General features: G+C 45.7%; 12 protein-coding genes. 4 read left to right on the plus strand and 8 right to left on the minus strand.

Annotated features, from left to right (window positions below; translation table 11 throughout):
- Positions 1-58: 58 nt before the first annotated feature.
- From Q4526_RS02685 to Q4526_RS02700, 4 genes are all read right to left on the minus strand, one after another.
- Positions 59-862 carry a DUF547 domain-containing protein gene (locus Q4526_RS02685; protein WP_215975248.1) on the minus strand — a complete coding sequence of 268 codons (804 nt, stop codon included), beginning with the start codon at positions 860-862 and terminating at the stop codon, positions 59-61.
- The gene (locus Q4526_RS02690) at positions 859-3,021 is read right to left on the minus strand and encodes an FAD-dependent oxidoreductase (protein WP_215975249.1); all 2,163 of its coding nucleotides are present in this window, start codon (positions 3,019-3,021) and stop codon (positions 859-861) included. The genes Q4526_RS02685 and Q4526_RS02690 overlap by 4 nt, the downstream gene beginning before the upstream one ends.
- A 366-nt stretch (positions 3,022-3,387) precedes the next feature.
- Positions 3,388-3,801 (minus strand): hypothetical protein, encoded by a 414-nt coding sequence (locus tag Q4526_RS02695; RefSeq protein WP_303609520.1) that lies wholly within the window; start codon positions 3,799-3,801, stop codon positions 3,388-3,390.
- A gap of 252 nt (positions 3,802-4,053) precedes the next feature.
- Complete coding sequence (locus Q4526_RS02700; protein ID WP_215975250.1) at positions 4,054-4,881, minus strand: sterol desaturase family protein; 828 nt, start codon at positions 4,879-4,881, stop codon at positions 4,054-4,056.
- 495 nt (positions 4,882-5,376) lie between these two features.
- Here Q4526_RS02700 and Q4526_RS02705 point away from each other — a divergent pair, with 495 nt between their 5' ends.
- Both Q4526_RS02705 and Q4526_RS02710 read left to right on the plus strand, forming a co-directional pair.
- Entirely contained in the window at positions 5,377-5,856 is a 480-nt protein-coding gene (locus Q4526_RS02705) for a cold shock domain-containing protein (protein WP_215975251.1), read from the plus strand.
- A 170-nt stretch (positions 5,857-6,026) separates the two neighbouring features.
- Positions 6,027-7,424, plus strand: a complete 1,398-nt coding sequence (locus Q4526_RS02710) for a DASS family sodium-coupled anion symporter (RefSeq protein WP_215975252.1) — start codon at positions 6,027-6,029, stop codon at positions 7,422-7,424.
- Positions 7,425-7,529: 105 nt separating this feature from the next.
- Here Q4526_RS02710 and Q4526_RS02715 read toward each other — a convergent pair whose 3' ends face one another.
- Entirely contained in the window at positions 7,530-7,934 is a 405-nt protein-coding gene (locus Q4526_RS02715) for a DUF1801 domain-containing protein (RefSeq protein ID WP_215975253.1), read from the minus strand.
- Positions 7,935-8,794: 860 nt separating this feature from the next.
- On the opposite strand from Q4526_RS02715, the gene Q4526_RS02720 reads away from it, so the two are divergent.
- Together Q4526_RS02720 and Q4526_RS02725 are read left to right on the plus strand one after the other, a co-directional pair.
- Complete coding sequence (locus Q4526_RS02720; protein ID WP_215975254.1) at positions 8,795-9,256, plus strand: hypothetical protein; 462 nt, start codon at positions 8,795-8,797, stop codon at positions 9,254-9,256.
- Positions 9,257-9,789: 533 nt separating this feature from the next.
- On the plus strand, positions 9,790-10,047 hold the full coding sequence (locus Q4526_RS02725; RefSeq protein WP_303609521.1) for a tyrosine-type recombinase/integrase: 258 nt from the start codon (positions 9,790-9,792) through the stop codon (positions 10,045-10,047).
- A 318-nt stretch (positions 10,048-10,365) separates the two neighbouring features.
- On the opposite strand, the gene Q4526_RS02730 is transcribed toward Q4526_RS02725, so the two are convergent.
- The 3 genes from Q4526_RS02730 to Q4526_RS02740 all read right to left on the minus strand — a co-directional run bounded on the left by Q4526_RS02730 (position 10,366) and on the right by Q4526_RS02740 (position 12,353).
- The gene (locus Q4526_RS02730; protein ID WP_215975256.1) at positions 10,366-10,839 is read right to left on the minus strand and encodes a GNAT family N-acetyltransferase; all 474 of its coding nucleotides are present in this window, start codon (positions 10,837-10,839) and stop codon (positions 10,366-10,368) included.
- Between the two features lie 98 nt (positions 10,840-10,937).
- Entirely contained in the window at positions 10,938-11,576 is a 639-nt protein-coding gene (locus Q4526_RS02735; RefSeq protein ID WP_215975257.1) for a hypothetical protein, read from the minus strand.
- Between the two features lie 99 nt (positions 11,577-11,675).
- Positions 11,676-12,353 (minus strand): hypothetical protein, encoded by a 678-nt coding sequence (locus Q4526_RS02740; RefSeq protein ID WP_215975258.1) that lies wholly within the window; start codon positions 12,351-12,353, stop codon positions 11,676-11,678.
- Positions 12,354-12,382: the final 29 nt, after the last annotated feature.

Consider the following 12,382-nt stretch of genomic DNA (forward strand, 5'->3'; position numbering starts at 1 on the left):
CTAAGAAGTTTCATTCCGTTAGACTCGTTCTATACAAACTCCCTAGGGAGTTTAGTTATTATTTTTCAGCGGAGCTGTTCAAACTCCAGTCGTAGGGTAAAAATGTATACTTGGCTTGGGCGTTGCTCAGTTGCTCTCGCTGAGGCTGGGTCAGTGACATCGCATCAGCGTAGCGCAAAAAGAAATCACGCAGGTTATTAAAACCCAACCAGCCTTGCTCAAAATCTTGCCGATACCATTTAAAAATCGCCGAGACTTGAAACTCGCCATCACGGTAGCGATTGCGCGTTGTATCGCGCAAAAACCGCTTAGTGCTATCCTCTAAATGTTGCTCTAATTGATCGGCCGTAAAAGGCTCGGGTCGCAACGCTGGGCAACCTATAGAGGCACAGTTAACCGCAAAGTGAATGCGCGGCTCGTTATAGCGGTTTGGCGCCCGAATAATTTCGTGCTCAAGCTCATCCAAACTCATGTCTTTGCCCAGCAGGGTAAAAAACGATTGCTGCCAGGGGCTTTGCCAAAAGCTGCCGATGTCTTTAATAGACGCTAGCGGGTAGTGTTCGACAATCAGCTGTAACGTGTAAGCATTGTAGGCGTTAATTAAAAATGCCAACTGTTGATTTTTAGTCCAGCCATCAAAAGTATCTCGCTTAACCCCAGAGAGTTGCTCGGCATATTGCTCTAGCGTTTTGGGGTTACTTTTTAGCAGCGCGTAGTTAACCTCGGAGGCCACACCGTCACGAGTCCAACCAACGTTTTCTTTGAGCACATCAGCATAAACTGAATGCTGATGGTCAAAGTCTGCCGCGATGACAACATGGCTACCGAACAAAAAGACTAAAAACAACAACACGGTTTTCATTTTTTGGCGCCGCCTCGCTTCCATGTGTGATATTTTTCCAGCCATTTTAAAACCGTCTCGGGCTTGTGCGCTTTTTTCCATTCGCCCGCCGTGTATTTATTGGCCTCGGATAACGTAGGGTAGGTATGGATCGTACCCAAAATTTTGTTTAAGCCAAGGCCGTGGCGCATGGCAAGTACAAACTCGGTTAGTAGGTTACTGGCCTCAGCGCCGACAATCACCGCGCCCAAAATTTTGTCTTTGCCTTTGGGTGTTATCACTTTGATAAAGCCGGTTGTCGCGCTATCAGCAATGGCGCGATCCAGCTCGTCTAACTCAAAGCGGGCAATCTCATAATCAATGCCTTGCTCGATTGCCTCAGTTTCACTAATACCTACGCGGGCCACCTCTGGGTCAACAAAGGTTGCCCAGGGAATAACGCGATAATCCACTTTAAAGCGCTTAAACTGCCCAAATAGGGCATTAACCGCCGCATACCACGCCATATGAGCGGCGGTATGAGTGAACTGGTAAGGGCCAGCTACATCGCCGGCAGCGTAAATGTTGGGGTAAAGCGTCTCCAGGTATTCGTTGGTAATCACTGTGCGTTCGGTGCGGATGCCTAAGGTCTCTAAGCCGTAGCCGGTTAAGCGCGCCTTGCGCCCGACGGCCACCAACAATTGATCAAACGGCAAACGTTTTTCTAAGCCTTGGTGTTTTACCACTAAGAATTTTTCGTCACCTTCGCGCTCACAGCGCAGGGCTTCGTGCTCGGTTAACACCGAGACGCCATCGGCCGCCATAGCCTGGCGCGCCAACTCGGAAACCTCTTTATCTTCTTTGGCCATAATACGTTCGCCCCGCTCAACTTGGCTCACTTGAGAGCCTAAACGGGCAAACGCATGAGAGAGCTCCGAACCGATAGGCCCGCCACCCAACACAATCAAGCGTTTAGGCGGCGTATCAAGTTCGGCAAAACGATCCCACAGTGTATCGCTGGTGACGTAGTCAGAATCCTCCAACCCTGGCAACTCGGGAATAAGCGGCTGCGCCCCAGCGGCAATGACGATGCTGCGAGTCGTGAGGCGCTGAGTTCCGCCATCGTTAAGGGCGATATCCACCGTCCAGGGATCAACAATAGTGGCATAGCCCTGTACTACATCGACCCCAAGGCTGGTGTAGCGCTCGACGCTATCGTGCGGCTCTACTTCTTTAATCACTCGATGCACGCGATCCATCACCGCGCGAAAACTAAATTCAGGCTGCGTAGCGGTCAAGCCGTATTCATTGGCGTGACTCATTTGGTGGGCAACTTTGGCGCTTTTAATCAGTGCTTTACTGGGAACACAACCATAGTTCAGACAATCGCCGCCCATTTTGTGTGCCTCGACCAGGGTAACCTTAGCCTTAACGGTTGCCGCAATATAAGCCGACACTAAGCCGCCAGCACCACCACCGATAACCACTAAGTTGCGGTCAAATTTCGTGGGCTTTTGCCAGCCTTTGTACACGCGTTTACGCTGCACAAAGCGCACAATGGCTTTGGCAACCCAAGGGAATACTCCCAGCAAAACAAAAGACAATATCAAGGCGGGGGAAAAGATTCCGCCCACTCTTTCAATCTCGGCCAATTGCGTACCCGCGTTTACATAAACAATGGTGCCGCCCAGCATGCCCAACTGGCTCACCCAGTAAAAAGTCCACACGTTTAATCGGGTGAGCCCCATGACCAAGTTGATAATAAAAAACGGAAATACCGGCACCAAACGCAGGGTAAACAAGTAAAAGGCGCCTTCGCGATCCACGCCTCGGTTAATGGCCTTAAGCCGGTCGCCAAACCGGTTTTCTACCGAGTTTCGCAACACAAAGCGCGCGGCCAAAAATGCCAGTGTAGCGCCAATGCTAGAGGCAAAAGAGACCAACAACAGCCCCTGTACCAAACCAAACAAAGCACCGCCGGCCAACGTCATGATGGCAGCACCGGGCAGCGATAGTGCCGTTACCAGCACATAAACGGCAAAAAACACCAACGGCACCGCTAGAGGGTAGGCCTCAAGCCATTGGTCAAATTGAGCCTGACTGTTTTTAAGTTGCTCTAAGGTCAGATAGTCGTTCAGACCCAAAGCAAAAAAGGTGGCAAATAGTGCAGCGATAATCGCCACGATTAATACACGCTTCATACAAGATCCCATTAATGCGTACTTTAGCCCAACCGGGCATATCAGCTTTATGTATATACATAGGCGATCGAGCTGCCGTTTTGTTACAAACTTTTTTCTAAAACAGTTACTCGGCTCAGTTATTTCACTGTACTCACTCATCGCCCGCACTAAAGCTCGCGCCTACAGGCAGGGCCGGCTCGGAAAGCCTGCTAAAGACGTATAACGTAATATTAGTTGAGTCGGAGGCGACTCGCTCGAATCGGTAGTGAACCCGATACTTAGATAGCCGCAATAGTGGCGCTACGGAAAAAGACGGGGCGGTAAGGACAGCGCCAGCTTGCATAAATACAAACTGGCGTCGTTACTCAAATAGACTAATCAGACTTACCGGCCAGAACCCGACCGTGTGATTGTCCAGCGTGTGTCTAAATCACGCAGTAGATATAACGCAAAGCAAGCTGCAAGCATGGGCCAAGCGGCAAAAAACAGTAGGTGCGCAAACGGATCAAGGTATTGCTTATAAGCCGAGAAAGTCGACAAACCGTGCAAGACTAAAACAAAGCCATACGTCCAACGCTTCCACATACCGGCAACAAAAGCCAAAATCAAAACCATTTCTACCGCCGCCAACACGTAGACGATCTCAGTTCCAAATCCGCTCAAGCCATAAAACTTATCCAGGATACGGGCGGCATGACCTGGGTTAACAAACTTATCGATTGTCCACATAAACATGACAACAAAAACACCCAGCCGCAATAGCAGCAGAGACCACGTTAAACGCGCATTAGGTAGCATATAGAGCTCCGATTAGTAAATTGACTACATTGTCATATTCAAACCCGCCGGCAACCCGCGGGAACACTTATGTAAGTGACGATATACGGCTCTGGGGCGAAAGGCACAGAGATGACCCCACTACGGCGACCATTATATCGGCTGCAGTGACAATACATGAGCGATCACTCAAATACAATAGCAATCATAAAAAGCTAGGCAACAATCAAGACTGGTGCAGCCCCTACACTGAGAATGCGAAAGAAAAGTGCCTCAAACGTCCTGATCATTCAGGTGCGATGGCGGTGGAGAGACAAAAGGCTGTACCAGCAGCTTATCGAGCCGTAAACAACGAGGCTCGCGGAACGCATTGATGCCAATAATCATCCCCCTCTGGCCGGCAGCAGGCTGGCGGCGATAGGTAGCAAAAAGCCGGTCCCACCACGGTAGGTTAAACCCAAAGTTGCTATCGGTTTCAGCGCGCACCACCGAGTGGTGCACGCGGTGCATATCAGGGGTTACCACCAGCCATCGCAAATACCGATCCAATCGCCCAGGCAAGCTCACATTACTGTGGTTAAACATTGCGGTAGCACTTAACACAACTTCAAACACCAACACGGCTACCGCCGGAGCGCCCAACAGAATCACAACGGCGACCTTTAACAGCATAGACAACATAATCTCAAACGGGTGAAAGCGCAGGCCCGTCGTTACATCAAACTCCAAATCGGTATGATGCATACGGTGCAGCCGCCACAACCAAGGCACCTTGTGAAAGGCCCGGTGCTGAAAATAAATCACCGCATCCAACACTACAAAACATACAAGCCCCGCCAGCCACCGGGGTATCGCAATACTATTGAAAATCCCCCAGCCCCGATCGGCCGCCAAGTACGCAGCCCCCACCGCAGCCAAAGGAAATACCAAACGCAACAATAGCGTTCCCACCACCACAACCATCAGGTTATGCGGCCAACGCTGCCAGCGACCTACACTCTGCGGCCTAAAACCCGCAAACGTCTCCCACAGCGCCATCACCATCAGCACCGCTAAAAATACTGTGCCACGTATCAACGCTTCATGAGTCATAACGCCCATCAATCACCCTACTCTCTAACGGCTGTAAACCCATCACTTTACTCAACGTTAGGCCTTTACACTACGATAGCCTATATCACGCAAACGTCCGATTGATTCATCCAATGGAGTTTGACCCATCAACAGCGGTAAAGTTCGTTATAGCCAGACGATCAAGTGCAATCGAAGCTGGTTACTCAATTAAGATAAGCAGTCCACTATAGGTGCAGGTTACTGGCGGAGTCAGTGGTCATTTAATTCAAGCGCACACCTTGGCAGTCTAGAGCTAGTCGCAGCGACTGAGCACTATAAGAGCCTTTATAGCCCCCAACCCTTTCTAAATTTCAATCCGTTACGGACACACCAAACCTCACAACCACTTATTCAGCATGTTGATATTCGTAATTAAATGGTATATTTCAGATCTTAAATAGGCACCCCAGAGAATGCAGGGTAATCAATTTTATCAGGGCTGCTGAGCAACTGAACCACTAAACGAATTACGAGAACTAACACATGGAAGGTAAGATTGTTCGCTGGAATGATAACCGTGGCTTTGGCTTTATTGAGTCAAAAAGCAATAAAAACGATATATTTGCGCACATCTCAGATTTTAAGCCCGGCTATCGTAGACCATTGAATGGTGATTCAGTCTCGTTTCAAATAAAAACTGAGAAAGGCAAAAGAAAAGCTGTATCAATTTCACTGGTTGATGTTCCACCATACCGCTCAAATCAGCGTTCGTTCTTATCAACCATAATCATTTTTTCCATATGTGCTGCGATTGCTTTTGCAATCTATACTCATTTTATCAAGCTGCAACCAACTCCGGCTTACGAAGATATGGGGTTCAAATGCCAAGGCAAAACGCACTGTAGCCAGATGACATCTTGCAATGAAGCAAGATTTTACTTAGCCAATTGCCCAAATACTCAGATAGACGGCAATAACGACGGTCAACCCTGCGAGAGACAGCACTGCAAAAGTATTTGGTAATTTAACATGGAAGCCTCTGAGCTGAAGTACTTAACTCAACCTGCACCAACAAGTAAAAACCGCCACTATAAGCTCAGTCAAAGCGTCCTGATTATCTTTGTTTTTCTTGAATATCTTTAATGGTTGCGCCAAAGTGTCATCAGTGAATATGACTTGGATGACTCATAAACATGAACCATAAAACCATCACTGCCATATTAGGGATTGCAGTGTTTACTGCCACTATAGTACTCCCGGCACCGGCGCAACTCGATCAGCACGCCTGGTGGACCGCAGGCCTTGCGATGATGATGGCACTGTTTTGGATTGGCGAAGTCCTGCCCTTGGCGATTACGGCGTTGCTGCCGTTAATTATTGCCCCAATACTGGGGCTGACTGATCTTAAATCCGTGGGAGCCAATTACGGTCACCCGCTGATTTTTTTGTTTCTCGGTGGCTTTGTACTCGGCTTATCCATGGAGCGCTGGTCACTTCACCGGCGTATCGCACTGGGGCTGACCGTGCTTTTTGGTGGCGGAGTGCGTCGCCAGTTAGCGACGTTCATGGGCGCCACTGCATTTCTCAGCATGTGGGTAAGCAACACCGCAACGGCAATTATGATGCTACCCATCGCACTGTCTATATTGTCACTCAACACTGACCCGTCGAACTCGCGGCAAGATCGCCCTCTATTATTGGGCATCGCCTACAGTGCCAGCATTGGTGGCATCGCGACATTAATTGGCACACCACCCAATGCTTTAATGGCGGCTTATTTAGCGGATGTACACAATATACATTTGAGCTTTGTCGGCTGGATGGCAATGGCTGTTCCTTTAAGCGCCGCGCTGTTGCTGGCAGCTTGGTTATGGCTGAGTCGTCAGCTTCCACGCGGTGACGGTTCGATACAACTAGAGGCGCTGCGCCAACAATGGCAGGCACTGGGGCCAATGACTCCAATGCAATGGCGCGTGGCACTGGTGTTTATTATTACCGCCGGGCTGTGGATTACCCGCCCCCTGTTTGAAAACGCCCTACCAGACATCAGCCTTTCCGACACGAGTATTGCACTGATAGCAGCCGTTGCCTTACACACCATTCCAGCCGCTGATGGCAAAGGCTCACGTTTAATGGACTGGGATCATACGCGCCGCTTGCCGTGGGGAGTATTATTGCTGTTTGGCGGTGGCTTGGCACTGGCTCACTTAATGACTGTTAGCGGTTTGGCAGAAACACTTGCCCAAACACTACAAGGGCTTGGCTCGTGGCCTTTGCTGGCACTGATTTTTGCGGTGGTGGGTGTCATAATGTTTTTGACAGAAGTAACCAGTAATACGGCAACGGCAGCGGCTTTTTTGCCTTTAATTGGCTCCTTGGCCGTGGCGGTGGGCGCACCGCCCGAAGCTTTGGTTGTTCCCGCCGCGTTAGCAGCCAGCTGTGCATTTATGTTGCCCGTGGCCACTCCGCCAAACGCCATTGTATTCGGCGCCGAACGATTAACCGTGGGTGAAATGGCCCGCACCGGTTTTGTCATTAACGTACTGGCTTGGCTCGGTATCGGGGTATTGGGCTGGGTACTAATTTGGTAATCGTTATGATTAAAAGCAAGTCAATCACGGAGAAATCACTGCGGAAAACCCGGAATACCCACACATTGGTTGACACATGAATTCCATTATTTACTTGTTATATGTTTATGCACCGAGCAAAACTAGGTGCTTAATTTGTTTATAACGTAGTGACATTGACAAGCAATGCGCCAGCTCTTTATAAGGTATAACCTGATTTCTTTTAAGTACAATTGCACGATTACCCTCATATGTAAATGTATCACCATAAATTTCTTTAAACGTTTCTATTAGTGATGTTTTACAGTTGAAATAAATACAAAACTGTTCAGGATACTTATCTTTCCAATCAATTCTAATGGTGCTTCCTATTTTAGAAACATAACTAGGCTCACCCCATTTTAAGGTTTCTGTTATATCGGTAATATCATCTTGCATCGCAACACTAAAAATAAGATCGCGCACTGTGTTGAGTGAAATAAAAATATCTGCAGGATAGGTATTAAATTTTTTCTTTACGCTTGTATCCATTCAATCACCTAAACTCGAAAAACATATAACGTTTAGATAAGTATCCCCGTCGGCCCAAAAAATGCATCTTGTAACTTATTAAGCACGTATCCGGCAAATTTGTACCGATCGGGATGTCCTCATCGTCTTGCTTTATAACCCCAGCACCGAAAGTGGACGCCGGTTTCTTATTGATGAAAATTTCTTTTAGCGCCTGATTATTACAAAAACTATGCCTCCACTTCGCAACGTATTCCGCATATAGAACAAGAAAGTACCACATCTTTTACGATCGAGCCATTGCAACCTGACGATGTGCCTTTTAGGTAGCTATAGACCAGTAAGCGGCGGCGCTTTGTCGTGGGAGCATACGGGCCAGAGTACCGAAACGTGTGCAGGACTAAGTGTGCCAAGTGATCGAGCAGGGACAGACATCTAAAACGTGCCCCCACATACTTGCCAGTGAGAGTTTTCCAGTATGTTGGTGCCCAATATTTCCTAAAACACCAATTAAAATAGATTAAATTTTTATGAAAGATGTTATTAGGTGTCAAGCGGAGGCCTAGTGCAACCTTATCGACGCTTCTGAAATACTAGGTTCATCACTATTGGGATAATATATCTGCGACATCTAACAAATTACCCAAAAGGGGATATGAAATTCATATTGGTTGAAAATATCCTAAACGATTGCTACTTACAGCCCTAAACTCCTTAACTACCCACGGCGCATTCGCCAAAAAAATCACGAAATATAGGACACCACTGCAGTCATGCACCTCCACCGTAAACACAAAAAAGGAGTTAGAGTTGCTATGTTGCAGGTTGAACTACGAAACGTTTTTGGATCAGAGCTGCCCTAATTTTTAAGGAGAATTGGTATGAAATATAAATTATTGGGCGGCGGCGTACTTGTTGGAGCCGTTTTCATGCTTTGTGTATGGTTTTTTGCCGGGCAAGGTTTTTCCCCTGAGAGCCTTAATCCAGAGCCAATTAGTAGTACAGACTTAATTAAAGGCGAGCCAAAAATCGATCGATCAACTAGCATTATTGTCGATATGACACCTCGCACGGCGAAAGCAACGCCTAAATCATCGAGTGCTGACGATATTTTTAGCGAAAAAATGGACTATCAAGAGAACTGGTGTAACGAACTTCAGCTAACTGAGTCAGGAAAGAATCAAGCTGCAGATGAGCATAACCAATGGCTTCGAGAACACGGCCACCTTTTAGAGGAGTTGGAGGCGTACAAGAGTTACTCCATAGATACTTTAAAAAAGCTGGGTCAATCCGGTGATACAACAGCCCTTTCAGCCTTAGCGGAAGAGGTAACCAACAAGTAAGACTGGAGGCTTCCTATGAGGCTGCAATTTATGGGCTTACTGGTCGCGCCCTAATGCCTATATTGGTCGACTATGAGTATCAGGCGAAAACTCTTAAAAAGAGTGGTGATCTCGACTCAGCAAAAGACATATGGCTCAACTCACTAGCTTGGCAAGAATACGCGGCTATGAGAGGAGATTATATCCATGTAAAAGGTACTGTAGCACGGCTAATGAAAGGACGTACGGTCATGGCGCTAGCCCCCGGTGATGAAAACATTATCTCAGCCCGTGCGAAAACGATATACGATAATTTAAACAAGGAGCGCGTCAAAAGAAGACTACCTCGGTTTGAGGACAACCCGCCTAAGATTGTCGATAGCATCAATAACCTAATCGTTGCCTCGATGAGGTCTCGGGGTTGGTCTGGCTGGGGCTCCCAATTTGTGGCTGATAGCGATTGTGTACAGAAAAATATTCTGTACTTATCCTCACATTAGCACCATATATCGAAAAGAAACGGGAAACGAGGACACCCACTTACTGATAGCCATATTTGCTGGCATCATCTACACGGAACAACCTTTGCCAAAAACTTACGCAAAGCCGTTAAAGCCAGTGGAGTCCATAAACGAATCACCGCACATACTTTTCGGCATTCATTCGCGATAAACTTACTGCTTAACGGTAGCGATTTGCGCACAGTACAGAAATTGCTCGGCCATTCTGACTTGAGGATAACGGAGCTCTACACCCACGTTATTGGCCAGCGTCGTGCTGGCACTCGTAGTCCTGTCGATGACTTATTTTAAACAATCGCATATTTTTTCAAACTTATGCGCGGATATATAATCAATGTAAATTCGCTCAATAGCTTGAAAAAAAATCCTCTGTAGGCCCCTAAAGCCGTCCCGCTCAACATAACATTGAACAACTTATACCACATAAGTTTGAACAAATTTCGCAGTTTTTGTATAGACCATCGAAATACTGTCTTTTGACATTGGCAGTCGACTCGGGCTGAATATTTAACGCCTACTTAAGCGGAAAAATATAGTTGGCTAAAATGTTGAACGGAGTGAAAACAGCCAACTGTATTTTTTCCGTTTGAAGTTCTTGTTAGCAATATTTTAATCCAATGCCTGTCTCATTTTACGACCACCAACAGGAGTTAAACCATTTTGTTGATAGAAATTTAATGTCCTTTCAAATTCAGGTAAAGGTGGAGTGCATAATTCAATGCATGACCAATCATGTTGCTTTCCGTATTTTTTAACTTGTTCGATTAACATAGAACCAACACCTGAAGATCTTAGTTCAGGTGAAACATAAAACTCTTGAATTACACCAATTTTTCCACCAGCGTATAAAGCATATGTTTCTGTAAAAGTAACAACGGCAACAGGTTTATTTTTATGTTCACCAATAATTGCAGTGTAATGACCATCACGAATTAGTTCACGACAACGCTCAATTGTACTATTGAGGTTAATGTCAAAATGCTGTGCTTTGGTTAATTCACATATTTCATTTGTAAGATCAACAACCAAAGAACCTATGATTTCTGAATCCTCTAATTTAGCCACTTTAAAATTAATTTGCATACAGACTCTTGAATATTGCTAACGCCTTGCACAGAGGCGGTTAACGCGGAACAGGTTTTGCCATAAAATTGCGAAGCAATGGCAAAACGCGTGGAGTGTTAATCGTCCTTTTGCTGCAACTTGTTATGTTCTAATTGTCGAGTTTCAGCTGAAGATTGAATCTCGTGAGCTATATCTTTGGCTGAAGGTGATGTAAGTGTGAAGTAAAAACTAATAGCACCTACAACAAAGCTGACAACAGTAACAACGTAAGCTCTGTTGGTTTGTTTCTTTAGCTTTTCTTGCTCTGATTTTAACTCAACATACTTGCTTAGAGTGCCAGTAATTGGCGTAAGTATATGTTTATCACTTTCTTCGTTAGATTCTGCAGTGATTTTTGAAAGCCTAGTCAAAGATGGTTTAACTTCATCCGGCATATCATCATATGGCTCCTCTGTTTCTATCTCCTGTACGAGCTTCTTCAAATTATTAAATGAGTCTTTATCTTCTGAGTCTCGGAAAATTTTGTAGATTACCTTCCTAGACTGGAATGGAGTAAGATCAAATGACTTACCAATATTAACCACATCCTTGGAGGAGAGTTGTATTCCTAACTTTATCTTTGCGTAAACATTTTTTCGCATAGCGTCTGCATTTTTTCTTCTCTGGATCGTAATCCATGACATAAATACAGCAAACGCAATAATAATTAATACGTAACTTCCAGCCACGACTAACTCAAAAATACCTGACTTCATTTATACTCCATTACTTGATTTTGAACATAACGCCCACATAAAAGGCCGACCGTTAGGGAGGTCCAGCGCAACGAAGTGGAGCGTTTTTTGATGTGCTTGTTATGAGGCATTATTGTTTCTGGTTATGATATTTTTGCAGTCTGCATAAACGCCTATAATATTTGATGGTATCTCTAGCATTGGTGAAATTTCTTTATCTAAAGTTCTTAACGGATTGAAGTGTGGGCCAACCAGCTGATCAAACTCCAAGCTAATGAGTAACAATGTTTTATAGGCAGCATGTGCACTGCCGTAGAATTTCGTGGTCCTTGCTTCTAGCTTACTTGGCAATTGAGGGTTATTTATGTCTAGGTGCTTCGATTTATTGTGAGCAAGTTCATTGCGAGATCTGATAAGCGCCTTTAGTTCTGCATACCCTGCACCTGACTTATTAATTTCTTTACCACAAACTAGTTTTGGTATTACAACCCATTTAGAAGCAACATCCAAGTTAGCTAGATGTTTTTCAAAATAGCTGTCGCCTAACTGCCATGCAGCATAGTCGTTAATACTTGCTTCAACACAAAGAGCTGCAAATAGAATTGTTTTAACCCCAGCTTCAAAGCATAAATTTCCAACCTCTGATTTTTCGTAATCATCGGTCTCTGACTCATACTTAGCTTCAAGGTCAACCAGTTTTGAATATTCATCTTGGCTCACCCTAAAGTAAAAATCACCGTATCCCCCCAATCTGGACTTGTATGTTTTTGGGTGCTTTACATCAGGATAAGAGTTCATAAAGCCTCATAACGCTGCAATCACGCGCT

The organism is Gilvimarinus sp. 2_MG-2023 (assembly GCF_030547685.1).
Taxonomy (GTDB): Bacteria; Pseudomonadota; Gammaproteobacteria; order Pseudomonadales; family Cellvibrionaceae; genus Gilvimarinus.